Here is a 23,978-nt window from a genome sequence, read left to right on the forward strand (position 1 = left end):
GGGGTTTTTCGTCATTGGAGAACCTCATGCTGACCGACCAACTCATCAAGGAACGTTCCGTCCCGCCGCTGGGCGCTGCCGCGGACTGGACCATCCCGCAGCGCTGGGAGCGGTTCACGCCCGAGGAGCACCGCGTCTGGGACATCCTTTTCGCGCGCCAGCAAAGGCTGCTCGGCAGCCGCGCCATGCGGGCGTTCCACCAAGGCCTCGACGTGCTGCGCCTCTCCAAGCCCGGCATTCCCGACCTCGACGAGCTGAACGAACGCCTTTTCGCCCGCACCGGCTGGACGGTCGTGTCGGTTCCCGGCCTTGTCCCCGACGACATCTTCTTCGAGCATCTGAGCAAGCGCCGCTTCCCCGCCGGCAATTTCATCCGTTCGGCCGAGCAGCTCGACTATCTGGAAGAGCCGGACGTGTTCCACGACGTGTTCGGGCATGTGCCGCTGCTGGCGCAGCCGGCCGTCGCCGACTTCATGCAGGCGATCGGAGAACACGGGCTGCACGCGCTGGAGGTCGGCGCCCTCCACCGGCTCGCGCGGCTCTACTGGTATACGGTCGAATTCGGCCTCGCCCGTGAGGACGGCGCTGTAAAAATCTACGGCGCCGGCATCCTCTCCAGCTTCGGCGAGAGCCGCTACGCGCTGGAAAGCCCGGCGCCGCACCGGCCGGCCTTCGACATGCGCCGGGTGCTGCGCACGCGCTACTGCTCGAGCGAATTTCAGAAGAGCTACTTCGTCATCGACAGCTTCGAGGGCCTGCTGGAGCGCACCGTCGGCGACGACCTGGCGCCGCTCTACGAAGCGCTGGATGGTGTGCCCGACCTTGATCCCGCAGACGCTTAGTCCCGGACCAGCGCGAGGCGGGCGCCGAACAGGAGGAACAGGCCGCCCGTCAGCCGATCAAGCAGCCGCACCGTCCCGGGCCTGCGCAGGGCGGCCGCAATGGGCCGCGTCGCCAGGATCAGGGCGGCGAACCACGCGAGGCCGAGGGCAGCATGGATCGCGGCGAGCAGGATCGTCGTGCCCGGCACGTTCGCGCCCGCGGGGATGAACTGGGGCAGGAAGGAGACGTAGAAGATGCCGACCTTCGGGTTCAGCAGGTTGGTAAGGAGGCCGCGCCAGAACCAGGCGCCGCCGCTTGCAGCTGTTGCTTCTGCATCGCCTTCCACCAGCCCTTCGCGTTTTGAGCGGATCAGCTTGATCCCGAGGTAGAGGAGATAGGCGGCGCCTGCCCAGCGTAGCAGGGTGTAGGCGAGCTCGGACGCCTGCAGCAGGACGCCGAGCCCCAGCGCCACCACGACGCCCCAGGCAAGGCAGCCGAGGCAGATGCCGATGGCCGCAAGCGCAGCCTTTTGCGCGCCCTCCACGCCCGCCGTGCGGAGAACGAGGGCGGTGTCCAGCCCCGGCGTCACCGTCAGCAGAGCGGCGGCGATGACGAAGGCGATCAGCGACGCGTCGGTCATTCGGGCAGGAAGTCCGGGACCGACAGGTAACGCTCGCCGGTATCGTAGTTGAAGCCGAGGATGCGCTGCCCCTCCGGCAGCTCCTTGAGCTTCTGGGCGATGGCGGCGAGGCTGGCGCCCGAGCTGATGCCGACGAGAATGCCTTCCTCGCGCGCAGCCCGCCGCGCCATCTCCTTGGCATCGTTCGGATCGACCTGGATGACGCCATCCAGGACGTTCGTGTCCATGATCGCGGGGATGAATCCCGCGCCGATGCCCTGGATGGCGTGCGGGCCCGGCTGGCCGCCGGAGAGGACAGGGGAGAGGGTCGGCTCGACCGCGAACACCTTGAGGTTCGGCCATTCCTTCTTCAACACCTCCGCCGAAGCGGTGATGTGGCCGCCGGTGCCGACGCCGGTGATCAGCACGTCGATCGGCGCGTCGCGGAAGTCGGCGAGGATCTCCTGCGCGGTCGTGCGGCGGTGGATCTCCAGATTGGCAGGGTTCTCGAATTGCTGCGGGATCCAGGCGCCTTCGGTCTGCCCCGCCAGTTCCTGCGCACGCGCGATGGCGGCCTTCATGCCGCCTTCCTTAGGCGTGAGGTCGAACTCGGCGCCATAAGCCCGCATCAGCCGCCGCCGCTCGATCGACATGCTCTCCGGCATGACGAGGATCAGGCGATAGCCCTTGACCGCCGCGACCATGGCGAGGCCGATCCCGGTATTGCCGCTGGTCGGCTCGACGATGGTGCCGCCGGGCTTCAGCTTGCCGGTCCCCTCGGCATCCTCGATCATGGCGAGCGCGATGCGATCCTTGATCGAGCCGCCCGGGTTGGCGCGCTCCGATTTGATCCAGACTTCGGCCGAACCGAACAGGCGGTTGATGCGGATGTGCGGGGTCTTGCCGATCGTCTCGAGGATGTTGGCGGCTTTCATGGCAGTCCTTTCTCGGCTTTCGGATTGAGGCCCGCGACCATGGCGGGCAGTTCGGTTTCGGGTGCGTCCTTGCGCGGCTGCTCGGCGAGGAGGGCGTCGTCAGGCGCGACGAAGCGGTCGGCCTTGCGCAGGCTTGGGAAGGCCCAGGCGCAGATGCCGGTCACAATCACCGCCAGCGCGCCGCCGCCCACCACCGCGACCACCGGCCCGAACACGGCGCCGGCGAGCCCGGCACGAAACTCTCCCAGCTCGTTCGAGGCGGAGATGAAGAGGCCGGAGACGGCCGAGACGCGCCCGCGCATCGCGTCCGGGGTGTGGAGCTGGATCAGCGAGGATCTGACGTAGACGCTGATCATGTCGGCGGCGCCGAGCACGAACAAGCTGGCGAGCGAGAGCCAGAGCACGCGGCTCTCGCCGAACACCACCGTCGCCAGGCCGAACACGGCCACGCAGATGAACATCTTGACGCCGACATGCCGCTTCAGCGGCCGCCGTGCGAGGAGGAGGGCGGTTAGCGCCGCGCCCACCGAAGGCGCCGCACGCAGCGCACCCAGGCCTTCCGAGCCGACATGGAGCACGTCGCGGGCGTAGACCGGCAGCATCGCGGTCGCGCCGCCGAGCAGCACCGCGAACAGATCGAGCGTGATCGCGCCGAGCACGATCTTGTTGTTGCGCACATAAGCCAGCCCCTCGACCACCGCCCGGAGCGGGTGTGAGTCGCCGGCATTGCCGAGCGGGATCGGCCGGATCATCAGCATCGCCCCGACCGCGATGGCAAACAGCACAGCCGACGCCTCATAGGGGAGGGAGACGCTGAGCGCATAAGCCGTGCCACCGATCAGCGGCCCCGCGACGGCGCCCGCCTGCCAGGCGATCGAATTGAGGGCGATTGCGCTCGGCAGCAGCTCCTTCGGCACTAGGTTCGGGGCGAAAGCGGACAAAGCCGGGCCGGCAAAGGCGCGCCCGATGCCGAGCGCCACCGCGACCGCAAACAACGGCGCGAGGCTCACCGCGTCCAGCCACACCATCGCCGCCAGCGCCAGCGAGCAGGCGAGCTCCAGGCTGAGGCTCGCCCGCACGATCCAGCGCCGGTCGATGCGGTCGGCGACATATCCGGCCACGAGCGTCAGCAGGAAGAGCGGCAGGAACTGGGCGAGGCCGATCATGCCAAGCCAAAAGCTCGCTTCCTTGATGCTCATCGTCTGCCGTGCGACGTCGTAGACGTGGAGGCCGAGCACCACGACCAGCATTGTGCTGCCGATCGTGCTCGCCAGCCGCGCCGCCCAGAAGGCGCGATAATCCCGATAGTGGAATGGCGAGGAAGCGGCGGCGGCGGGCATCGGTGAAGGCACCTAGGCGCCGGACGGGGAGCCTTCAACACCTGCCTTCCGGAAGGAAGGATCTGCTCCTCCCGATGCCTGCCGGAGCAGGAAACCGCCCGTTCATGTCGCTCCGGGCAAGAAAAAGACGGCTCGACTTTGGTCTGGCTCCCGCGCCGCTTCGGTGAGAATATGCGGGCGCCGCAATCGTGTAGCGGGTGTTTGCCGTGTATCAGTCTGAAAAGCAGGACCGGATCAAGTCCGTCATCGGCGTCGCCGCCTTCCACGTTTTGCTGGGCTATGCCTTCGTCACCGGCCTCGGCGTCGACGTCGCCGCCGCTGTCGACGATCAGCTGAAGGTCTTCAGCATCCCCGTCGAGCCGCCGCCGCCGCCGATCCAGGAGGCGATCCCGCCCAAGGAGAAGACCAAGGAAAAGGCGCCGCGCCTGAAGCCTGCGCCCAAAGACCCGGAAGGCGCCGCCGCACCGCCCAACATCAAATCGCGCCCGACCGAGATCGTCGCGCCCGAGCCCGAGATCCGCCTGCCGGTGCCGCCGCCGGTCGTCGCCGCGCCGATCGCCGGCCCCGGCGCCGCCGCCACCTCAGGCAACGCGCCGGTCATCGGCCCCGGCACCGGCGCCGGCGGTGTGGGCACCGGCACCGGCAGCGGCCGCTACGGCAATGGCGGCGGGGGAGGCGGCGGAGCCGGCCTCGCCCGCGGCCCGAGGCTGATCCGTGCCGACGTGCGCGGCTCCGACTATCCCCGCTCAGCGGTTGATTTTGAGGGGACGGTCTACATGCGCTTTCTGATAAGCCCGGAGGGCCGCATCAGTCGCTGTGTGGTGACGCGTTCGAGCGGCCATCAGGGCATGGACCGTGAGACTTGCCTCGTCATGCAGAAGCGCCTCCGCTATCGTCCTGCCCGAGACATTTACGGCCGCCCTGTTCCCGCGTGGATGGAAGGCGAGCAGCAATGGTTCATCGAACAGCAGCCTGACCAATGGATCGAAGCGGACGTGCCGGAGGACGAATAAACCGTCTTTGGTTCAGCCGAGACTGATGAAGCTATCCAGCACTCGCTTCCGCCCAGCATGCTCGAAATCGATTTCGAGCTTGTTGCCTTCGATCTCCGCGACTTTTCCGTAGCCGAACTTCGAGTGGAACACGCGCTGGCCCAATGAGATGTCGGCGCGACCCGGGTTGCCGAGGCTGACGGCGCTCGCCCGCGCCTCCAGGATGCGGGGCGGGGTGCGTTCGAAGCCGCCGGTGGCGGCGCGCTGCCAGCCCGGGCCGCGCGAGCCGCCGCGGCCGGCGGCGGCGACGCTGGCGAACGGGTCGGCGCGCTCGGACCAGTTGGCGCGCCACAGGCTCTCGCCGCCGGACATCGTGGTTTCCTGCTCGATATGGGCCTGCGGCAGCTCGCCGACGAAGCGGCTCGGGATCGACGAGGTCCACTGGCCGTAGATGCGGCGGTTGGCGGCGTGAATGATCACGCATTTGCGCCGCGCGCGAGTGATCGCGACATAGGCGAGCCGGCGCTCCTCTTCGAGCGAAGCGTTGCCGCCTTCGTCGAGCGAGCGCTGGGAGGGGAACACGCCTTCCTCCCAGCCGGCGAGGAAGACTGTGTCGAACTCGAGGCCCTTGGCGGCGTGGATGGTCATGATCGTGACCTTGGCCTCGTCCCGCGCGGCGTCATTCTCCATTACCAGGGAGACGTGCTCGAGGAAGGCGCCGAGCGTCTCGTACTCCTCCATCGCGCGGGTGAGCTCGGTGAGGTTTTCGAGGCGGCCCGCGCTCTCGGCCGAGCGGTCGGCCTGGAGCATGGCGGTGTAGCCGCTCTCGTCGAGCACGAGGCGGGCGAGCTCGGGGTGGGGCAGCTCGTCGAGCTTCAGGCGCCACCGGGCAAAATCGGCGACGAGGTTGCCGAGCGACTTGCGCGCGGCGCCGGCCAGCTCGTCGGTATCGAGGATCTGCGCGGCGGCTGAGAAGAGCGAGACGCCGGCGGCGCGGGCGAAGCTATGAACCTTGCCGACCGCCTTGTCGCCGAGGCCGCGCTTGGGCGTGTTGACGATCCGCTCGAAGGCGAGGTCGTCGGCCGGCTGGGCGATGACGCGCAGATAGGCGAGCGCATCCCTGATCTCCGCGCGCTCATAGAAGCGGAAGCCGCCGACGATGCGGTAGGGCAGGCCGATCGCGATGAAGCGGTCCTCCAGCTCGCGGGTCTGGAACTGGGCGCGGACGAGGATCGCCACCTCGTCGAGCGTTCCGCCGCGGCGTTGAAAGCTTTCGATCTCCTCGCCAATGCGGCGCGCTTCCTCGGGCCCGTCCCAGACGCCGATGACGCGGACCTTTTCGCCCTTGTCGTGCTCAGTCCACAGCGTCTTGCCGAGGCGGCCGCTATTCTGGGCAATCACGCCCGACGCGGCGGCGAGGATGTGCGGCGTCGAACGGTAATTCTGCTCCAGCCGGATGATCTTCGCGCCCGGGAAATCCTTCTCGAAGCGCAGGATGTTCGCCACCTCGGCGCCGCGCCAGGAATAGATGCTCTGGTCGTCGTCGCCGACGCAGCAGATGTTCTTGCGCTCCTGGGCGAGCAGGCGGAGCCAGAGATATTGCGACTGGTTGGTGTCCTGATATTCGTCGACGAGGATATATTTGAACCGCTGCTGATAGAATTCGAGGACGTCGCGATGCGTCTTCAGGACCGTCAGCATGTGCAGCAGCAGGTCGCCGAAGTCGGAGGCGTTGAGCGCCTTCAGCCGCTCCTGATATTGCGCATAAAGTTCGGCGCCTTTGCCGTTGGCATAAGCCTCGCTCTCGGCAGCATCGACCTGCCGCGGTTCCCAGCCGCGGTTCTTCCAACGGTCGATGAGGCCGGCAAGCTGACGGGCGGGCCAGCGTTTCTCGTCGAGATCGTTGGCGGTGATCAGCTGCTTCAGCAGCCGCAGCTGATCGTCCGTGTCGAGGATGGTGAAGTTGGACTGCAGCCCCACCAGCTCGGCATGCCGCCGCAGCATCTTGGCGCCGATCGCGTGGAAGGTGCCGAGCCACGGCATGCCTTCCACCGCGTCGCCGACAATGCGCCCGACCCGTTCGCGCATCTCTCGCGCCGCCTTGTTGGTGAAGGTGACGGCGAGAATCTCGCTCGGCCAGGCGCTGCGCGTGGCGATGAGGTGCGCCAGCCGCGCCGTCAGCGCCGCCGTCTTGCCGGTGCCCGCGCCGGCGAGCACCAGCACCGGACCCTCGATGGTGAGCACGGCCTCGCGCTGCGGCGGATTGAGCCCGCGCAGATAATGCGGCTCGCTGGTCTGGGTTTCCGGAAGACTCACGTCCGAACAGGTAGGGAACGGCAGGGGCTGCGGCAAGCTCGGGTTCGAGCTTGCAGCCTTTGCCCAAATCGTGGCAAGAACATAGAACAAAAGGAGATCGCGAGATGCCGAAGGGTCAGTGCCATTGCGGCGCCGTTCGCTACGAGATGCCGGCCGAGGCCATTCACCAGGCGCTCTGCCATTGCAGCGACTGCCGCCGCCATGCGGGGGCGCCCGCCGTCGCCTGGGGGCTGGTGCCGGAGGACCAGCTCAAGGTGGAGGGCGAGACGACGGTCTATGCTTCCTCCGAGCATGGCCGGCGCCATTTCTGCGGCAGCTGCGGCACGGCGCTCTTCTACACGAACGAGCAGGTGTTTCCCGGCGCGATCGACGTCCAGATCTGCACGTTGGACGATCCCGACGCGGTCCCGCCCGCGGCGCAGATCCAGGTGGCGGATCGGATCGGCTGGATGGAGCGCCTCCAGGAGCTGCCCGCCTTCGCGCGCTATCCGGGTTAGGCGAGGCCCTTGCTGCGGGGCATGTCGCGCAGCAGCTCCATCGCCTTGCCGCGCCAGATCCCGCGCAGATAGCCGGGATAATGGTCGAGATGCTCCCAGATCACGCCGGCACTGGCGGCAAGCGCCCGGGCCATCTGCTCGATCCTGATCCTGTCCTCGAGGCTCCCCATAAGCCTGTTCTCCGGGAGGCTGTGCAAAGGCACTTCGTCCCACCTGCACGATGAATCATCCCTCGAAGAGCCGCGAGCGCGACGTGACCAAGGGCGTCGGGCTTTCGACGAAGCCGGTCAGTCGCTCCGTCGCAGCAAGGTGATGTGCGCCTTGCCGAAGCGGCGTTCGGCTTCCAGCGCAAAGCCGGGCGGGGGCGGCAGGCGGGCCTCCGTCTCGATGCTGACCATCGCGCCTGGGCGAAGCCATGCCGGATCGGTAAGGCGCTTGAGGGCGGCTTCGGCAAGTCCGCGCGCATAAGGCGGATCCATCAGCACGAGGTCGCAGGGGCGTGTCGGCGCCGACACATGCTCCACCGGCTGCGCGCGCAGGGTCGCCCGTTCCCCGGCGCCGAAGCGATCCACATTCTGCTGAAGGATGGCGAGGGCGCCGCGGTCGCTCTCTACGAACGTGCAGTGGCCGGCTCCGCGGGACAGCGCTTCGAGGCCCAGAGCGCCGGTGCCGGCGAACAGGTCCGCCACGTGCAGCCCCTCGAAGCTGCCGAGCCGGCTCTGGAGCATGGAGAACAGGCCTTCGCGGGTGCGGTCGGCAGTGGGCCGTGTCCCACGACCATCAGGCGCCGCCAGAGGGCGGCCGCGCCATTCGCCGGCGATGATCCTCACTTCTTTGGTCCGCCTCGCGACGGGGAGGGACGGCCCGGCCGCCGCGCCCCCGGCACGGCTGACGGCGGGCGGGGGCCATCCTCACCCGGTCGTCGGGTGGAGCGCGAAGGGGGCCCTCCACGTGGAGGACGGGTGGCGGGGCTGCGGCCGGGCTCGGGGCGGGTCTGAGATCTCCCGCGCCCTTGCTCGCCTTGGCCGGCCTGCCGCTGCCCGGACGGGCTCTTGAGCTCCTTCCGAAACGCCACCAGATCATGCTGCCTCACCTCGTCCACCGCTCCAGCGGGCAGATCGCCCAGCACGAACGGCCCGTAGGCGGTGCGGATCAGCCGCGATACCTGCAGCCCGAGATGCTCCAGCACCCGCCGCACCTCGCGATTCTTGCCCTCGGTGAGCTTCATCTCGACCCAGCCGTTGCGCCCGGTCCGCCGCTCCAGATTGGCGTCGATCGAGCCGTAGCGCACGCCCTCGATCTCGACACCCGTGATCAATTCCTCGAGCTGCTCCTGGCTGATCTCCCCGAACACCCGGGCGCGGTAGCTGCGCTCGACGCCGGTCGAAGGGAGCTCGAGCTGGCGCTTGAGCTCGCCGTCGGTGGTGAGCAGCAGCAGCCCTTCGGTGTTCATGTCGAGCCGTCCGACCGGCATCAGTCGCGGCAGCGCCGGCGGAAGCCGATCATAGATGGTCGGCCGGCCCTTCGGATCGCGGGCGGCGGTCAACAGGCCGGTCGGCTTGTGGAAGCGGAACAGGCGGGCAGGGGCGGGAGCCTTCACCGGCTTGCCATCGACCGTCACGCCGTGCAGCGAGGTGAGCAGGGTCGCCGACTTTTCGATGGCGACGCCGTCGATCGCGATCCGCCTCTCCTCGATCATGCGCTCGATCTCGCGGCGCGAGGCGACGCCGGCGCGGGCGAGCAGTTTGGCGATCCTCTGCGGCTCGGCGGACGGACGGGGCGGCGGCACTTGTCATTCTCCAATGCGGGCGGCGGCGCTTCCGCCGAGGGGATAAAATATTGCGCCCAAACGACGTTCCGCCGGGGACACCGATCGCTCCTCGTTCGTTACGCGTGCAAATCGATCGTTCGGGAGGCGATACGCCCTAGATGCTGTTCGGAAAGCGTGAAAGACATATTCGTCGGATCCTCGTCGTCGAGGACGAGCCGCTGGTCGCCTTCGACAACGAATATCAGCTGAGCGACGCCGGCTACGAGGTGGTCGGCACGGTCGACAACCTCGCCGACGCGGCGAAGCTGATCGACGGCGAGGAGATCGACCTCATCCTCAGCGACATCAAGCTGAGCGGCGACGGCGACGGCCTCGACGTCGCCCGCGCCGCGGCGGCCCGCAAGATCCCGGTGCTGTTCGTGACCGGCAACGCGCCTTCTGAGGCAGCCGGCCTCGGCATCGGCTGCCTCGCTAAGCCCTATAGCGAGAGGGTCCTGAAGGCGGCGCTGGAGTGCCTGGACAACAAGCTGCGCGGCAAGAAGATGAAGAAGGTCCCGGCCGGCCTCCGCTTGTACGAGGACGCGTGAAGCCCTTTCGGCCGATCATCTAGGCGCGGATCGCCGTCTCCACCTGATCGTGGAAATGCCGGATTCCGGTTTCGAGCGTCCCCAGCGTGAGCCGTTCGATCGCGCCTGAGGAGAGACCCTCCTGGCCCAGCGCCGCGGCGCGGAAATCCTCGCCGCCGAACGTGCCCTTGTCGAGCAGGGTCCAGCTCTTCTGCCAGTGATGCTCTTCCTCCTCGGTGGAGGGCGGCTGAGGGATCAGCATGAAATTCTCCACGAGTGTGCGGTCGACCGCCTGCGGCATCAGCACCATCACGTTCACATAATCGGGGCTGACCACGATCACCGTCGCCGGGAAGAGCTGGTACGCATAGGTGATCGCGCCGCGCAGCGCCGGCCAGTCGTCCAGATCGATGCGCGAAAGATAGTCCGCTCGCCCGACCGCTGAGCGCTGGTGGCAGCCGATGAAATCTCCCGCCGTCACACCGTCGGCGAAGAACTTGCCGATCGTCGGCGCGTGCAGCCGCTGGACGTGGTAGCTCTCCAAGAACGCGTCCATGATCAGCTTCCAGTTGGAGGCGACGTCATGGATGCGGCGGCGGTAGAGATGGTGCCCGGCCAAACCGAAGGCGTCGAATTCGGGCGCGAGCGTCTGCGCGTCGGCGAAGTCGCTCGGCCGCCGCGCGAACCAGATCAGCCCGCCTGCCTCGATCGAGGGGAGCTCGACCAGATTCTGCCCGAGCTTGTCGAGGCCTGGAAAGGAGTCCGAGCGCGGAATGCCGCACAGCGCGCCGTCGAGCGAGTAAGTCCAGGCATGATAGGGGCACACGATCCGCGGCGCGCATTGAGCCTCGCTACCCTCCAGCAATCGCGTGCCGCGATGGCGGCAGACGTTGAAGAAGACGTGGGCCTTGCCCGCTTTGTCCCGCGTCAGCAGCAGCGGCACGCCGAACCCGTCATGCGGCACGGCTACGTTCGGTCTCGGCAGCAGCGCCGACGGCGCGATCACCTGAGGCAGCGTCTCGAACAGCCGCTTCTTCTCGCGCTCGAACCGCTCCGAGTCGGTATAAGCGGCAGCCTCGACGCTGGTGATCCTTTCCCCTGCGGCATTGCGGCCTTCCGCAATCGCATGGGCCAGCGCGAGCTGGCCTTCGGTCGGGCGCTGGCGGGCAGGCATGTCCATCGGCCGGGATAGTGGTCTTTACGCGAACGTGAGGCAAGCGCCGCGGCGCGATCAAAACCACTAGCCGCCGGTCCGCGGGGCGCTACAAAGACCGGCATGAGCGATCCGTTCGGCCTCGGGTCTGCGTCTCGCGCTAACGGTGCCGGGCCTCGCGGTTGCGGTTCCGTTCATCACCCTTAGCCATGATGCGGAGGGCCGCGAGGTATGCGGCCGGGCGAGTAGGAGAGACGAGCATGGCCACAGCCGCAGCGAAAAAACCGGGCTGGCGGACTTTGGTGCGCTCGCTGCGCAATCCCAAGTCGGGCTTCATGGCGCTGTTCGGTTTCGCCTCCGGCCTGCCGTTCGCGTTGTTTCTCGGCACGCTCTACGCCTGGTTCACCGAGGCGCAGGTGGATCTCGAGACGATGGGCGTCTTCTCGCTGATCGGCCTCGCTTACTCGTTCCAGTTCCTGTGGTCGCCACTTGTCGACAAGATCGACATTCCGGGCCTGCGCCGCCTGGGTAAGCGCAAGCAGTGGATCGCGCCGATGCAGCTCCTGCTCGGCATCATCCTCGTGACGATGAGCCTGCTCGATCCGAAGAGCGCGCTCGGCATGTTCAGCCTGCTCGCAGGCATCGGCGCCTTTGCCAGCGCCACGCAGGACATCGCCATCAACGCCTGGCGGATCGACATCGCCGACGACGAGGCGACGATCGACATCCTCTCGACCGTCTACCAGATGGGCTTCCGCCTTTCCTCGCTCGTCGGCGGCGCGCTCGGCCTGATCATCGCCGCGCGGATCGGCTGGCCGCAGACCTACGTCATGCTGGGACTGATCTTGCTGGCGATCGGCGTGGCGGGCCTGTTCGCCCCCGATCCAGAAAAGACCGGCGCGATCATCGCTTCGGGCGAGGAGGTCGATAAGCTCTATTTGCCCGGCGAGCTGCTGCCGGCAGTTCGCACTCGGGGCCTGCTCGCCGTCGGGCTGCTGTGGGCCCTGGCGGTCGGCACGGTGCTCGTGTTCATGATCCGCTCGATGACGGCCCTGCCCGAGAACCGTCCCAACCCGACCGAGTTCACCGCCACCTACGGCCCTCTGATCATCATCGCCACCATCGTCCTGCCCGCCTTCATCGCGGCCTGGCTGGTGAAGCTTCGGCGCGAGGGGCGGCACGTGATCCCGACGGAAGGCGGATCGGAAGCGCGTGCCAGCCAGGTGACCGATCATTTCTACCGCGCGCTGGTGCTGCCGCTGGTCGAATTCGTCGGCCGGATGGGCTGGTCGCTGGTGCTGATCCTGGCGCTGGTGCTGACCTACCGGATCTGCGATTCCATCTGGGGCACGTTCGCCTATCCATTCTACCTCGGCGAGCTGAAATACACCAATGACGAGGTCGCGTTCGCGTCCAAGTTCTTCGGCATCGGCGCGATCATTCTCGGGCTGGCGCTGGGCGGCTGGCTGATCGTCGTGTTCGGGCGCATGCTCACCCTGACCCTCGGCGCGGCGCTCTCCGCGGCGACCAACCTGCTCTACGCCGACCTCGCGCTCGGCGGGGCAACCATGTCGGCGGTGAGCAGGGCGATCGGCTTCACCTGGGCGGTCGAGCAGTTCGGCGGGAGCGAGCGGCTGGCCCGGCTGATGATCACCATCGGCGGCGAGAACCTCGCCATCGGCATCGCCGGGGCGGCCTATATCGCCTGGCTCTCATCGATCGTCGCCAAGGGCTACAGCGCTGTTCAGTATGCGCTGCTCGCCTCGCTGACCCTGCTGGTCGGGACGCTCGGTCGCGGCGCGCTCGGCGAGATGATCGAGGAGCGCGGCTATTATTACGTCTTCATCTTCACCACTTTGATCGGCCTGGTCGCGGTGGTGCTGTGCGTGCTCGAATGGATCCGCGAGGCTCGGGCCGGGCGGGCTTCGGGTGTGGTGGCGCCCGACCACCCGGAGGCGGTGTCGGCGAGTTAGCTATCAGCTCGGCGCCTGGCCGTTCTTCCTGAGGATCTCGCCGGCGAGGTAGAGCGAGCCGAGGATCAGCACGATCGGCGGCGCGGCGCGGTCAGCGTGGCGGGCGATCCAGCCGAGTGCATCCTCCACGTCGCGAGCGGCCATTGCAGTGATGCCCTGCTCGCGTGCCGCCGCGGCAAGTGCTGCCGGGCTGTGGTGGGCGTGGCCTGCGATCGGGATAGCGTGGAGGGTGATGGCGCGGCCGCGGAACGGCTTCAGCACGCCGGCCGCATCCTTGTTCTCGAGGAGCCCGAACACGATGTGCAACGGCGTGCCGGCCGGCACGTGCCCTCGGAAATGATCGGCGACGACGCGCGCCGCGGCGGGATTGTGGCCGCCGTCGAGCCACAGCTCCGCTCCTTTTGGCAGCAAGGCGTGTAGCGGCCCCCCGGTCAGCCGCTGCAGGCGCGCCGGCCAGTCCGCCCAGCCCATCGCTGCCCGCAACGCCGACTCAGGCACATGGATGGCCCGCTGGTGCCTCAGCATGGCGACGGCGAGCGCCGCATTGGTCGCCTGATGGGCACCGGGCAGCCGCGGCACCGGCAGGTCGAGCTTGCCGCTTTGGTCGCGATAATGAAGCTGCTTCTGGTAGACCACGCCGTCCCACGCGCCGCCCCGCGGCAGCCAAACCGCGCCTCGCCCCGCCGCAACCTCGCCGACACGGCTGGCTACCTGTTCCGGGTAGAGTTGGGTGACGAGCGGCACCCCCGGCTTGGCGATGCCGGCCTTTTCGGCGGCGATGCCTTCGATGCGGTCGCCGAGGAATGCCTGATGGTCGAGGCCGAGATTTGCGATGCCGGTGGCGGCCGGCGCCTCGATCACATTGGTCGCGTCTAGGCGGCCGCCGAGGCCGACTTCGACGACGCAGGCCTCTGCAGGCTCCTCGGCAAAGGCGAGGAAAGCGGCGGCGGTGATGACTTCGAAGAAGCTGGCGCCGATGCCTTCCACCTGGTCGAGCACGTCCGCCAGCAGGGCGGCGAGGCGCTCGTCCTCGATCAGCGTGCCGGAGAGGCGGATGCGCTCGTTGAAGCGGACGAGGTGCGGGCTGGTGTAAACATGCACCTTGAGCCCGGCCGCCTCGATGGCGGCGCGAAGGAAGGCGCAGGTCGAACCCTTGCCGTTGGTGCCGGCGACATGGAAGACGGGCGGCAGCCGCCGCTCCGGATTGCCGAGCCGGGCCAGCAGCGCCTCGATCCGCTCCAGCCCGAGCACGTCGCCCGCCGGCGCGAGCCGCTGCAACCGGTCAAGCTGGCGCTGGACCTCAGGATGATCGGATGTGGCGAAGTCCGGCAATCACGCCGCCGCCTTTTCCGGCACAAGATAGGCGATCAGCAGGGCCAGCCGCCGCTTCAGCTCGGCGCGGGGCACGACCATGTCGACCATGCCGTGATCGAGCAGATATTCCGCCCGCTGAAAGCCCTCCGGCAGCTTCTCGCGAATGGTCGATTCGATCACGCGCTGGCCGGCGAAGCCGATAAGCGCGCCGGGCTCAGCGATCTGCACGTCGCCAAGCATGGCGTAGGAAGCGGTGACGCCGCCGGTTGTCGGATCCGTCAGGACGACAATGTAGGGAAGGCCCGCCTCCTTGAGCTCGGCGATGGCCACGGTCGAGCGCGGCATCTGCATCAGCGACAGGATGCCTTCCTGCATCCGCGCGCCGCCGGCGGCGGTGAAGATGATGTAGGGCGAGCGCTGCTCGATCGCCGCGCGCGCGCCGGCGACGAAGGCGGCACCGACCGCCATGCCCATCGACCCGCCCATGAAGGCGAAGTCCTGAACGCCGACGACGGCGCTCAACCCGTCGATCGTGCCCCTGGCGTTCAGGAGCGCGTCCGGCTCGCCGGTCGCCTGCCGCGCCGCCTTGATGCGGTCGCCGTAGCGCTTGGTGTCGCGGAACTTGAGCGGGTCCTCGCGGACCGGGGGGCTCGGCAGGATGGTGTAGCCGGGGTCGAGGATCTGGGCGAAGCGCTTCCGAGGCCCGATCCGGTCGTGATGATCGCAGCGCGGGCAGACGGAGAGGTTCTCCTCCCACTCCTTGGTGAAGATCATCGCGTCGCAATTCCGGCATTTGTGCCAGAGATTGTCGGGCGTCTCGCGCTTCGGAAGGAAGGGGATGTTATTGCGGACGCGGGTCAGCCAGCTCATGCCGCCGCCGATGGAACAAGCCCTTGTATTTGTCCAGCTTGGCTAGAGCGTCGCCTCGATCGCCCGGGCGGCATGGTCGGGGTCCTCGGCTTGGGTGATCGGGCGGCCGATCACGAGGATCGAAGCCCCGGCATCGAGCGCCTTGCGCGGGGTCATCACCCGCTTCTGGTCGCCGGTATGGCTGTTCGCCGGCCGCACGCCGGGCACGACGAAGAAGCCGCCCGGCCACAGTTTCCGCGCCGCCGCCACTTCGTTCCCGGAGCAGACGACGCCGTCCAGGCCTGCCTCGCGGGCGAGGCCGGTCAGCCGCTCGACCTGCGGATGCGGATCGCCTCCGAGCCCGATCGACTCGAGGTCCGGACCGTCGAGGCTGGTCAGCACCGTCACCGCCACCACCTTCGTCCCGGTAGGCGCCGCTGCCTTGGCATCCTCCATCATTGCCCGCCCGCCGGCGGCGTGGACGGTGAGGATGGCCGGCTCCAGTGGCCGCAGCGCCTGGATCGCCTTGCCGACGGTGTTCGGGATGTCGTGCAGCTTGAGGTCGAGGAAGATCGGCAGGCCGAGGTCCGCCATCTCCCTGATGCCGCTGCGGCCGTTGGCGGAGAAGAACTCGAGCCCGAGCTTGATGCCGCCGACATGATGCCTGACGCGGGTGGCGATCTGCTTCGCGCGCTCCAGGTCCGGCGTGTCGATGGCGACGTAGATCGGCCTCATGGCGCCGGCCAAACCTTGTTGTCGGTGGCGATGCGCTCGTCGACGGGCTTCGGTTCCGCCGGGGGCAGGGGCTCGGAGGGCACCGGCGCCGGCGCCGGCGCGGTATAGGCGGCGGCGGTCGCCTGCCTTTCAAGCGCCTCCAGCCGCCGCTTCATGGTCCACAGCCGCGCCCGGTGCACGATCAACATCGGCAGGAAGCCGAGTAGGAAGGAGACGACGACCAGCGCCGGCAGCTTCACGTCGACCTCAAGGCCGCCCCACAAATTCATGGTCACGGCATGCCAGTTGTTGGTGGCGAACAGGACCAGGATCACGGCCAGCGCCACCCAGAACAAGGTCTTGAGGAACTGCATGCCTTACTCCCAGTCGGATGCCCCTAGCTCTAACAAAAAGCGCGGGCCGTCTACAATGTTGACGCGTCGCCGCCGATCTCGCGGTCGAGCTCCTCGAACAGCGGACCGATCGAGGTCAGCCGCTCCCGCTCCTCGTCGAGAATGGCGCGGAAGGCGTCCCGCTTCAGCGATGCGACCGTTCCCGGCGGCAGATGCTCGCCTTCCGGGAGGGCGGAGACGGTGATGTCGATCAGCCGGTCGGCGCCGTGGAGGCGGCCCCACAGATAGTCATTCTCGCGATAGGCGCGGCTGAAGAAGGCGCCGAAGCTGTTGAACTGGATGCCCTTGAGGGTCGCCGCCGCGCCGCCTTCGCGGATCGCCGTCGCGTCCTCGGGCGAGATGCGGTCGACCTTGACCGGATCGAACTCGTCCAGACCCTCGCCCTGGAGCAGGGGGAGGGTGGCGATGTCGTAGAAGGCGAAGCCGAGATAGGTGAGGATCAAGGCCCGCCGCTCCGGCTTGGGAAGCATCGCCAGCGCTTCGGCGAGCGCGGCATCCGCCTCGTCGTCGAGCTGCTTCAGGTCCAGGATCTCGGCGAGGTGCGCCAGCGCGCTCGCCGGGTCCTGCTCGGCGTTGGCGAAGACGTCGTTCAGTCCCTCGGTATCGTCGGCTTGCCGGTAACGGCCGATCAGCTCGTAAACCGTCTGGCGGGCGAGCTGGAGCGCCTCCCGCGGCGCGCCGGGCTGCTGGTCGAGCGCGGCGATGCGGCGCGTCACCAGGCGGAGGCGGCGGCTGCGATAGGAGAGATCGAAATTGCGGAAGAAGTCGATCACGTGCGGCCGCGCGCCGGCGCTCGTCATCGCGTCCTGAGCGGTGAGGCCCGAACTGCGGACATGCGCCCAGAGCGCGTCGCGCAACCGGTCGACCCGCTCGCGGCCGCCGCGGCCGCCGAGCCGGTAGATGATCATCGCCGCTTCCTCGACGACGGCGGAGACCTTGAGGTGGCCGTAGGCGGCATAGGCATAGCCGGCCTCTCGTGCCGCCATGCTCTGAGCGCGGCTGCGCCAGCCGGCGAGCCGTGCGGCGGTCGGGCGCATCAGGAGCAGGGTGGTGCCGAAGGCGCGCTCGATCGCCGCCTCTACCTCCGGCTGCATCGCCTGCAGGATGTGGCGCAGCCGCTTGATCCGGCCGGAATGGCTCTCGATCGCCTCCAGATTATCGCGGATCGGCTGCTCGCGCGGAATATCGGAAAGGGCGCCGAACAGGGTCGCGAAGAAACCCGGCGATTCCGCCTCGCCCGATGCGGTCAGCTTGATGCTGCGGGCGCCGGGGGTCGGATCGATATAGACGAAGCGGCGATCGATCTCGCGCCGTGCCGGCCGGCTCTTCAGCGCCGCGATCGCCGGCCTGAAGGGTGCGTTGTTGAGCACGGAGCCGTCGATGAGCACGGCATTTTCGGGCCCGCCGACGGCGGAATGGCGCGGCAGCGTCCGCTTGAGGAATCCATCGCGCCCCTCCCAATGCTGCCGTCGCACGCTGAGAACGCCGTCGAGCTCGCCGACGCGAAACGGCGGGAAAGCGCCGGGAAAGCTCGCCGTGGCTCGCGCGGCGAAGACAAGCTCCGCCGGATCGGCCAGCCGGCGTGTATCACCGCCGGCGTCGCGAAAGGAGAGGGTGATGCGATGCTCGGTCTCCGCCACTTCGGCCGGCGAGTTCAGGCGCAGCCGCTCTGGGAAGCCGTGAAAATCGGTGACTGTGACGAACAGATCCAGCGGCTGGTAGCGCGGCAGCAGCGGCGGCCCGCAGGGGCTCTCTCGCATCGCATCCAGCGCGTCGAGCAGCATGGTGGTGAAGCCGCTGCCTCCGAACGGCGGCGCGAACCAGCGCGCCCGGACGAAATTAGCGAGCTTTGTGCGGATCTCGTCGCGATGGCCCGCTTCAACCGTTTGGTCGACATTGCCGCCACGCTTGGCCGACAGTGCCCAGGCGAAGGGCACTGCCGCCGCCTTCGCGAAGCGGGAGACCGCGCTGACGTCGGGATCGACCAGCCGGTCGATGTCGGCCATTTCCAGCCAGAGGTCGGTCAGCGGCTCCAGCGACTGGCCGGTCGAGACCGCCTGGCCGAGGAAGATGGCGTTGATCCCGCCCGCGCTGGCACCGGTGAGGATGTCGACCAGCACCCGCAACTTGACGTCCGATGTCTCGGCGATGGTTTCGAGCAGTCGCCGGTACACCCTCTGGCTGCCGGCGGAGGGCGGCTCCCCGGCATGCCACTCGCGGCTGGCGCAGGCGAGGCGCCACACCTCCTTGGTGATACCGTGCATGTACACGGCCAGGCTGATCCCGCCGTAGCAGACCAATGCTAGCCGTAGCTCCTTCTCCCGCATAGGATTCGGAGGATGGCGACAAGCTGTGAACAAGTCGAGACGATCCGGTTCCGCCGAAATTAACCCTGTTTAGTGCAACTCACCGCAATAATGGCCCGGCGCACCTCCCGTTAAGAGACTCCGCAAAAAGTTCCGGTCTAGCCCCGATCTCAAGAAGCGGAGGGGCACTCCCGATGAAGAATTTCCAGGCGCGCGGTAGCGCGAAGTATATTGTTGCAATGGCGGCGGTCGGCCTGCTGACCTCGACGCCGGGCATGGCGGTCATCCCGCACGATTTCGGCAAGGTTGCCGAGGCGCTGACGCCGGGGCCGCAGCCGCAGTTCGCGCCGATTGAGACGATCGCACCCGTCGAAGCTGAGGCCGAGCCCGCGCTCGAGCATCTCGGCGACGGCACTGCCAGCTATTACGGGCACGAGCTTGCCGGCAACCGCACCGCGAGCGGCGAGCGCTTCAACCCGAAGGCGCTGACTGCCGCCCACCGCACGCTGCCGCTTGGCACCAAGCTCAAGGTCACCAACAAGACCAACGGCAAGAGCGTGATCGTCCGCGTCAACGACCGCGGCCCGTTCGTGAAGAAGCGGCTGATCGACCTCTCGCTCGGCGCCGCCCAGCAGATCAGCATGGTCGGCGCGGGCCATGCCGCGGTGCGGCTGGAGCTGCTCCGCTAAGCGGCTCCGCCGCGGCCGAAATCTGCGAAAGTCTCCGCAGCGTCTGCAAACGGCCGTCAAGCCGCTTCCCAAACAGTCTCGGCCGTCCTAGCCTCCCGCCCATCCAGGAAACGGGTGGGATGTCCAACATGATCAAACACATGATGCTGGCCGGCGTGGCCATGCTGAGCCTTGCCGCGGCCGCTTCGCCGGCGCTCGCCGCCGAAACTGCAGCGGCCGCCGCCACCAACAAGCCGATGCTCGGCGCCTGGGGCGTCGATCTTCGCGGCATGGACAAGTCGGTCAAGCCCGGCGACAATTTCTTCGACTACGCCAACGGCGCCTGGAACAAGACCGCGGCGATCCCGTCGGACCGGCCGAGCTGGGGCAGCTTCGACGAACTGGGCGAGCTTTCGCGCACCCGCACCCGCACGATCATCGAGGAATCCGCCAAGACCAAGGGTGCGCCCGGCAGCAACCAGCAGAAGGTTGGCGACATGTACGCCAGCTTCATGGACGAGGCCGCGATTGAGCGCGCCGGCATCGCCCCGCTCCGGCCCTGGCTCGCCAAGATCGACGCCATCGGCACCAGGAGCGACCTGGCTCGCTATATTGGCGAAGCCAATCAGGTCGGGATCGCCACGCCCTTCGAGATCGCCGTCGACCAGGACCTTGCCGACAACACCCGCTACACCGCTTATCTCGGTCAGGGTGGGCTCGGCCTGCCGGACCGAGATTATTATCTCGACGACAGCAACGCCAAATATGTCGAGGCGCGCGGCAAGTACAAGCAGCACATCGTCAACATGCTCCGCCTGGCCGGCGTCTCGAACCCGGAGGCGCGGGCCGAGCGGATCTACGATCTCGAGAAGAAGATCGCGCAGGCGCACTGGACCAAGGTCGAGCAGCGTCAGGTCGAGAAGCTCAACAATCCGGTGATGCGGACCGAGCTCGCCACCAAGATGCCGGGTCTCGATTGGGCCGCCTATACGGCGGGCGCGGGCATCGCCGATCAGTCAAGGATCGTCGCCTTCCATCCCAGTGCGCTCGCCGGTGCGGCGAAGCTCGTCGAGGCGGAGCCGCTCGACACATGGAAGGACTATCTGACCTTCCGCACCATCGCCGGCGCGGCGGCCGTGCTCCCCAAGGCTTTCGTCGAGGAGAGCTTCGCCTTCAACGGCAAGACCTTGCAAGGTGTGCCGCAGCTGCGCGAGCGTTGGAAGCGGGGCGTCGACTTGGTCGGCAACGGCCTCGGCGAAGCGGTCGGGCAGCTCTATGTCGAGCGCTATTTTCCGCCCGAGTCCAAGGCCAAGATGGACGAGCTCGTCGGTAACCTCATCAAGGCGATGGACGTCCGGCTCGCCAATCTCGAGTGGATGACGCCGGAGACCAGGGCAAAGGCGCGCGCCAAGCTCGCTGCCTTCACCCCCAAGATCGGCTACCCCGCCAAGTGGCGCGATTATTCGGCGCTGGAGATCCGCCCGGGCGATGCACTCGGCAATGCGCTGCGGGCCCGGCAGTTCGAATATAATCGGAACCTCAAGAAGCTCGGCGCGCCGGTCGACCGCGACGAATGGGGTATGTCGCCGCAGACGGTGAATGCCTATGCCAATCCGCTCCTCAACGAGATCGTCTTCCCGGCCGCGATCCTGCAGGCGCCGTTCTTCGATCCCAACGCCGACGACGCGGTCAATTATGGCGGCATCGGCGCGGTCATCGGCCACGAGATCACCCACCATTTCGACGACCAGGGGAGCAAGTTCGACCCCAAGGGCAACCTCTCCGAATGGTGGACGAAGGAGGATGTCGATCGCTTCAAGCAGCAGACCAGCAAGGTCGTCGCGCAATATGGCGCCTATGAGCCGCTGCCCGGCACCAAGCTCAATGGGGAACTGACCCTCGGCGAGAACATGGCCGACCTTGCCGGCATCACCATCGCCTATGACGCCTACCGCATGTCGCTGAACGGCAAGGAAGCGCCGGTGATCGACGGCTATACCGGCGACCAGCGCTTCTTCCTCGGCTTCGGCCAGGTTTGGCGCAGCAAGTATCGGGACGACTATCTGCGCCAGATCGTCGCTACCGATCCGCATTCGCCCGACTTCTACCGCGCGAACGTGGTGCGGAACTTCGATCCTTGGTACCAGGCCTTCGGGGTCAAGGACGGCGCGCTCTATCTGGCTCCGGAACAGCGCATCAGAATCTGGTAAGCGAGCCATTGCAGGTCGGGGCCGGCGCGGATACCGCCGGCCTTGATTTGTTTGCCTGATTCCTGAGGAGAGGTTCGCTGAAGAAGCGGATCCTGTTTGCGTCCGTGGCGACGCTGGTTGCAGCGGCCGCGATCATCGGCCCTTCCATTGTCTCCTATGGCGGCAGCGATGCCGCTTCGGACAAGCGCGTCGATCGCAGCGCCGCCGAGATCGCCGATGCGGCGAGCGACAAGCCCAGCACCGTCGACTATCGTCGGCTGGACGAACGCCTCACCCGGCTGATGCAGGAAGAGGACATGGTCGCGCTCGCCGTCGGCGTCGTCGAGCATGGCCAGATCCGCTTCCTCAAAGGCTATGGCGAGACGTTCGAAGGCAGCGGCCAGCCGGTCGATGCCAACACCATGTTCCGCTGGGCCTCCGTGTCGAAGGGCGTCGCCGCCGACATGGTCGCCAAGCTCGCCGACGAGAACAAGCTCTCGCTCTACGAGCCGGTCGCCAAATATTCCGCAAGCCTGAGGCTCCCCGGCGGCAACGAGCACAAGGCGACCGTCTCCGACGTCCTGTCGCACCGGCTCGGCCTGTTCGCCCACGCCCAGGATTCGAAGCTGGAGGACGGGCAGGATGCGCGGCTGCTGCGCGCGAATCTCGCCACCCTCAACGCGATCTGTCCGCCGGCGACCTGCCACGCCTACCAGAATGTCGCCTATGACGCGGCGAGCGACATCGTCGAGCGTGTCACGGGCAAGTCCTATCAGGAAGCCGTTCGCGAGCGGCTGTTCCTGCCGCTCGGCATGACCTCGGCGAACATGAGCCGCGAAGCGCTGCTGACCTCGCCCAATTGGGCGCGCCCGCATGTCGGCGGGAACAATCCCCGGCCGGTCGAGGTGACCGACTCCTATTATCGCGTGCCCGCCGCCGGCGGCGTCAACAGCTCGATCAAGGACCTCGCCATCTGGATGCAGGCGCAGATGGGGCTGGAGCCGAGCGTGCTCTCGTCGCGCGCGCTGGAGAGCGTCCAGTCGCCCCGCGCGGTGACGCCGGGCGAGCTCCGCCGCATGCGCAAGTTCCGCGAGCGCCTCAGCAGCTCGGCCTACGGGCTTGGCTGGCGGATCTACAATTATGCCGGCTACCGCGTCATCGGCCATCGCGGCGGAGTCACAGGCTACCGCTCGCTGATCATGTTCGATCCCGAGCGCAAGAGCGGCGTCGTTGCCCTCTGGAACACGTCGACCAACCAGCCCGCCGGCCTCGAGTTCGAGGTGATGGACATGATCTACCAGCTCCCGGCCAAGGACTGGCTCGACCTCGACAAGTTGATCGAGCGCCCGCCGGCTCCACCCGAAGAAGCCACCAACGGCAGCTAGACGGGCCTGATCCGCGCCCAGATCGGCAGATGGTCCGAGGCCCGTCGCGCGGTCTCGCTCATATGCGCGCCGCTCTCGACGACTTCGAGCTGGCCGCTTACCATGATGCGGTCGAGCTGGGCGATCGGCCGCCGCGCGTGAAAGCTGCGGCCGCAGTCGGCGAAGCGGTGGTCCTGGCCGAAATCGCGAAGGCAGCCGCCATTGGCGCTCCACTCGTTGAGGTCGCCCATCAGCACCGTCGGCGGGTCGCCGTCGCGCGCCTTCAGATGCGCCAGGATGGCCAGTGCCTGACGCCGACGCCACAAGCCCGAAAGGTCGAGGTGCATGCCGACGACGCGGAGTGCCTGACCGCCGACCCTGAGGTCCGCGAGGATCGCGCCGCGCGGCTCGAGCGAGGGGAGGGGAAGCACCGCCTGGTCCAGGATCTCGGCATCCTTGCGCACCAGCATCGCATTGCCGTGGAAGCCGATGCTCTCGATCCGCGTGTCGTAATCGACTGGCTTGTAGTCCGTATGCCGCTCGATGAGGTCGAGCGGCAGCGCACTGACGCGAGGTCCGAAGCGGCGATCGGCCTCCTGCAGCACGACGACGTCCGCATCGACCTCGTTCAGCACTTCCAGCGTCCGCTCCGGCCGCCGCCGCCGGTCGGTGCCGATCGCCTTGCGCATATTGTAGCTGGCGACCGTGATCGTGCGGGTATCCGCCGCCACGTCGCCCTCCTTCTCGGCACGCTTCAGCATTCGGTGCGCGGCCTCTGATCCGCCTTCAGGGCGGCGCCTGCGCTCAATGTCCCTTCGTATCGGCCAGCTTGCCGAGTTGATGGTCGAGCGCGCGCACCGCCTTCTTGGCCGCCCCGATGATCGCCCGGTCGACCGTATTGCCTTCGTCCGTCACCGCCACCGGCGGCACGCCGTTAACCCGCGCCTCCAGCGTGCACCTGAGGTCGGCATTGCCGCCCTTCGGGCCGTTGACGTCGGAGACATGGATTTCGACGTCGGTGATCCGGTTCTCGAAGCGGGCGAGGCGCTGGCGCACCTGCTCCTCGATGCGCGCGTCGCGCTCGGCATCGCTTTGGACTTGGTTATCGGTATTGATTTGGATGAACACGTGACGGAACTCCACTCATCTAAGTTGCCCTGACCAATGCCAGGCGCGG

At 67.5% G+C, this 23,978-nt stretch carries 23 protein-coding genes; 8 read left to right on the top strand and 15 right to left on the bottom strand.

Annotation, left to right across the window (positions count from 1 at the left end):
- Positions 1–26: 26 nt before the first annotated feature.
- Positions 27–842 (top strand): phenylalanine 4-monooxygenase, encoded by an 816-nt coding sequence (gene phhA, locus AC5JBD_RS14065; RefSeq protein ID WP_495722441.1) that lies wholly within the window; start codon positions 27–29, stop codon positions 840–842.
- Here phhA and AC5JBD_RS14070 read toward each other — a convergent pair.
- The 3 genes from AC5JBD_RS14070 to AC5JBD_RS14080 are packed head-to-tail and all read right to left on the bottom strand — an operon-like array spanning position 839 to position 3,716.
- On the bottom strand, positions 839–1,462 hold the full coding sequence (locus tag AC5JBD_RS14070; RefSeq protein ID WP_495722442.1) for a LysE family translocator: 624 nt from the start codon (positions 1,460–1,462) through the stop codon (positions 839–841). The genes phhA and AC5JBD_RS14070 overlap by 4 nt on opposite strands.
- Complete coding sequence (cysK, locus tag AC5JBD_RS14075) at positions 1,459–2,376, bottom strand: cysteine synthase A (RefSeq protein ID WP_495722443.1); 918 nt, start codon at positions 2,374–2,376, stop codon at positions 1,459–1,461. Before cysK ends, AC5JBD_RS14070 begins: the two co-directional genes overlap by 4 nt.
- Positions 2,373–3,716 (bottom strand): MFS transporter, encoded by a 1,344-nt coding sequence (locus tag AC5JBD_RS14080; protein WP_495722444.1) that lies wholly within the window; start codon positions 3,714–3,716, stop codon positions 2,373–2,375. The genes cysK and AC5JBD_RS14080 overlap by 4 nt, the downstream gene beginning before the upstream one ends.
- A gap of 206 nt (positions 3,717–3,922) precedes the next feature.
- Here AC5JBD_RS14080 and AC5JBD_RS14085 point away from each other — a divergent pair, with 206 nt between their 5' ends.
- Positions 3,923–4,729 (top strand): energy transducer TonB, encoded by an 807-nt coding sequence (locus tag AC5JBD_RS14085; RefSeq protein ID WP_495722445.1) that lies wholly within the window; start codon positions 3,923–3,925, stop codon positions 4,727–4,729.
- A 12-nt stretch (positions 4,730–4,741) separates the two neighbouring features.
- On the opposite strand, the gene AC5JBD_RS14090 is transcribed toward AC5JBD_RS14085, so the two are convergent.
- Positions 4,742–7,024: an ATP-dependent helicase gene (locus AC5JBD_RS14090; RefSeq protein WP_495722446.1), complete on the bottom strand. Its 2,283-nt coding sequence runs from the start codon at positions 7,022–7,024 to the stop codon at positions 4,742–4,744.
- 104 nt (positions 7,025–7,128) lie between these two features.
- Here AC5JBD_RS14090 and AC5JBD_RS14095 point away from each other — a divergent pair, with 104 nt between their 5' ends.
- Entirely contained in the window at positions 7,129–7,521 is a 393-nt protein-coding gene (locus tag AC5JBD_RS14095; RefSeq protein ID WP_495722447.1) for a GFA family protein, read from the top strand.
- Here AC5JBD_RS14095 and AC5JBD_RS14100 read toward each other — a convergent pair.
- The 3 genes from AC5JBD_RS14100 to AC5JBD_RS14110 form a co-directional block, all read right to left on the bottom strand.
- Positions 7,518–7,691, bottom strand: coding sequence for a hypothetical protein (locus tag AC5JBD_RS14100; protein ID WP_495722448.1), 174 nt, complete (start codon positions 7,689–7,691; stop codon positions 7,518–7,520). The genes AC5JBD_RS14095 and AC5JBD_RS14100 overlap by 4 nt on opposite strands.
- A gap of 117 nt (positions 7,692–7,808) precedes the next feature.
- Positions 7,809–8,351 (bottom strand): 16S rRNA (guanine(966)-N(2))-methyltransferase RsmD, encoded by a 543-nt coding sequence (rsmD, locus tag AC5JBD_RS14105; RefSeq protein ID WP_495722449.1) that lies wholly within the window; start codon positions 8,349–8,351, stop codon positions 7,809–7,811.
- The gene (locus AC5JBD_RS14110; RefSeq protein WP_495722450.1) at positions 8,348–9,310 is read right to left on the bottom strand and encodes a pseudouridine synthase; all 963 of its coding nucleotides are present in this window, start codon (positions 9,308–9,310) and stop codon (positions 8,348–8,350) included. The genes rsmD and AC5JBD_RS14110 overlap by 4 nt, the downstream gene beginning before the upstream one ends.
- 140 nt (positions 9,311–9,450) lie before the next feature.
- On the opposite strand from AC5JBD_RS14110, the gene AC5JBD_RS14115 reads away from it, so the two are divergent.
- Positions 9,451–9,879, top strand: coding sequence for a response regulator (locus AC5JBD_RS14115; protein ID WP_495722451.1), 429 nt, complete (start codon positions 9,451–9,453; stop codon positions 9,877–9,879).
- A gap of 19 nt (positions 9,880–9,898) precedes the next feature.
- Here the strand turns inward: AC5JBD_RS14115 and AC5JBD_RS14120 are convergent, their stop codons facing one another.
- Complete coding sequence (locus tag AC5JBD_RS14120) at positions 9,899–11,038, bottom strand: aromatic ring-hydroxylating oxygenase subunit alpha (RefSeq protein WP_495722452.1); 1,140 nt, start codon at positions 11,036–11,038, stop codon at positions 9,899–9,901.
- A 233-nt stretch (positions 11,039–11,271) separates the two neighbouring features.
- Between AC5JBD_RS14120 and AC5JBD_RS14125 the strand changes: the two genes are divergently transcribed.
- Entirely contained in the window at positions 11,272–12,984 is a 1,713-nt protein-coding gene (locus tag AC5JBD_RS14125) for an AmpG family muropeptide MFS transporter (RefSeq protein WP_495722453.1), read from the top strand.
- Positions 12,985–12,987: 3 nt separating this feature from the next.
- Here AC5JBD_RS14125 and AC5JBD_RS14130 read toward each other — a convergent pair whose 3' ends face one another.
- From AC5JBD_RS14130 to AC5JBD_RS14150, 5 genes are read right to left on the bottom strand one after another with little or no spacing between them, the layout of a single operon-like run.
- Positions 12,988–14,316 (bottom strand): bifunctional folylpolyglutamate synthase/dihydrofolate synthase, encoded by a 1,329-nt coding sequence (locus tag AC5JBD_RS14130; RefSeq protein WP_495722454.1) that lies wholly within the window; start codon positions 14,314–14,316, stop codon positions 12,988–12,990.
- Complete coding sequence (accD, locus tag AC5JBD_RS14135; protein ID WP_495722455.1) at positions 14,317–15,168, bottom strand: acetyl-CoA carboxylase, carboxyltransferase subunit beta; 852 nt, start codon at positions 15,166–15,168, stop codon at positions 14,317–14,319.
- A 42-nt stretch (positions 15,169–15,210) separates the two neighbouring features.
- The gene (pyrF, locus tag AC5JBD_RS14140) at positions 15,211–15,882 is read right to left on the bottom strand and encodes an orotidine-5'-phosphate decarboxylase (RefSeq protein WP_495722456.1); all 672 of its coding nucleotides are present in this window, start codon (positions 15,880–15,882) and stop codon (positions 15,211–15,213) included.
- Positions 15,879–16,235, bottom strand: a complete 357-nt coding sequence (locus AC5JBD_RS14145) for a LapA family protein (protein WP_495722457.1) — start codon at positions 16,233–16,235, stop codon at positions 15,879–15,881. Before AC5JBD_RS14145 ends, pyrF begins: the two co-directional genes overlap by 4 nt.
- A gap of 50 nt (positions 16,236–16,285) precedes the next feature.
- Positions 16,286–18,601, bottom strand: a complete 2,316-nt coding sequence (locus AC5JBD_RS14150; protein ID WP_495722458.1) for a patatin-like protein — start codon at positions 18,599–18,601, stop codon at positions 16,286–16,288.
- 173 nt (positions 18,602–18,774) lie between these two features.
- Between AC5JBD_RS14150 and AC5JBD_RS14155 the strand changes: the two genes are divergently transcribed.
- From AC5JBD_RS14155 to AC5JBD_RS14165, 3 genes are all read left to right on the top strand, one after another.
- The gene (locus AC5JBD_RS14155) at positions 18,775–19,269 is read left to right on the top strand and encodes a septal ring lytic transglycosylase RlpA family protein (RefSeq protein WP_495722459.1); all 495 of its coding nucleotides are present in this window, start codon (positions 18,775–18,777) and stop codon (positions 19,267–19,269) included.
- A gap of 128 nt (positions 19,270–19,397) precedes the next feature.
- On the top strand, positions 19,398–21,458 hold the full coding sequence (locus tag AC5JBD_RS14160; protein WP_495722460.1) for a M13 family metallopeptidase: 2,061 nt from the start codon (positions 19,398–19,400) through the stop codon (positions 21,456–21,458).
- A 104-nt stretch (positions 21,459–21,562) separates the two neighbouring features.
- Positions 21,563–22,822, top strand: coding sequence for a serine hydrolase domain-containing protein (locus AC5JBD_RS14165; protein ID WP_495722461.1), 1,260 nt, complete (start codon positions 21,563–21,565; stop codon positions 22,820–22,822).
- Here AC5JBD_RS14165 and AC5JBD_RS14170 read toward each other — a convergent pair.
- A complete protein-coding gene (locus tag AC5JBD_RS14170) occupies positions 22,819–23,562 on the bottom strand; it encodes an endonuclease/exonuclease/phosphatase family protein (RefSeq protein WP_495722462.1) in 744 nt (247 codons plus the stop codon). The two genes, AC5JBD_RS14165 and AC5JBD_RS14170, sit on opposite strands and share 4 nt — an antisense overlap.
- Before the next feature lie 43 nt (positions 23,563–23,605).
- A complete protein-coding gene (locus AC5JBD_RS14175; RefSeq protein ID WP_495722463.1) occupies positions 23,606–23,929 on the bottom strand; it encodes an HPF/RaiA family ribosome-associated protein in 324 nt (107 codons plus the stop codon).
- Positions 23,930–23,978: the final 49 nt, after the last annotated feature.

It is taken from the genome of Allosphingosinicella sp., assembly GCF_059502505.1.

Coding starts and splice junctions, on each gene's coding strand:
- phhA (WP_495722441.1), top strand. CDS start 27: ATGCTGACCGACCAACTCATCAAGGAACGTTCCGTCCCGCCGCTGGGC.
- AC5JBD_RS14070 (WP_495722442.1), bottom strand. CDS start 1,462: ATGACCGACGCGTCGCTGATCGCCTTCGTCATCGCCGCCGCTCTGCTG.
- cysK (WP_495722443.1), bottom strand. CDS start 2,376: ATGAAAGCCGCCAACATCCTCGAGACGATCGGCAAGACCCCGCACATC.
- AC5JBD_RS14080 (WP_495722444.1), bottom strand. CDS start 3,716: ATGCCCGCCGCCGCCGCTTCCTCGCCATTCCACTATCGGGATTATCGC.
- AC5JBD_RS14095 (WP_495722447.1), top strand. CDS start 7,129: ATGCCGAAGGGTCAGTGCCATTGCGGCGCCGTTCGCTACGAGATGCCG.
- AC5JBD_RS14100 (WP_495722448.1), bottom strand. CDS start 7,691: ATGGGGAGCCTCGAGGACAGGATCAGGATCGAGCAGATGGCCCGGGCG.
- AC5JBD_RS14115 (WP_495722451.1), top strand. CDS start 9,451: ATGCTGTTCGGAAAGCGTGAAAGACATATTCGTCGGATCCTCGTCGTC.
- AC5JBD_RS14120 (WP_495722452.1), bottom strand. CDS start 11,038: ATGGACATGCCTGCCCGCCAGCGCCCGACCGAAGGCCAGCTCGCGCTG.
- AC5JBD_RS14125 (WP_495722453.1), top strand. CDS start 11,272: ATGGCCACAGCCGCAGCGAAAAAACCGGGCTGGCGGACTTTGGTGCGC.
- accD (WP_495722455.1), bottom strand. CDS start 15,168: ATGAGCTGGCTGACCCGCGTCCGCAATAACATCCCCTTCCTTCCGAAG.
- pyrF (WP_495722456.1), bottom strand. CDS start 15,882: ATGAGGCCGATCTACGTCGCCATCGACACGCCGGACCTGGAGCGCGCG.
- AC5JBD_RS14145 (WP_495722457.1), bottom strand. CDS start 16,235: ATGCAGTTCCTCAAGACCTTGTTCTGGGTGGCGCTGGCCGTGATCCTG.
- AC5JBD_RS14150 (WP_495722458.1), bottom strand. CDS start 18,601: ATGCGGGAGAAGGAGCTACGGCTAGCATTGGTCTGCTACGGCGGGATC.
- AC5JBD_RS14155 (WP_495722459.1), top strand. CDS start 18,775: ATGAAGAATTTCCAGGCGCGCGGTAGCGCGAAGTATATTGTTGCAATG.
- AC5JBD_RS14160 (WP_495722460.1), top strand. CDS start 19,398: ATGATCAAACACATGATGCTGGCCGGCGTGGCCATGCTGAGCCTTGCC.
- AC5JBD_RS14170 (WP_495722462.1), bottom strand. CDS start 23,562: ATGCTGAAGCGTGCCGAGAAGGAGGGCGACGTGGCGGCGGATACCCGC.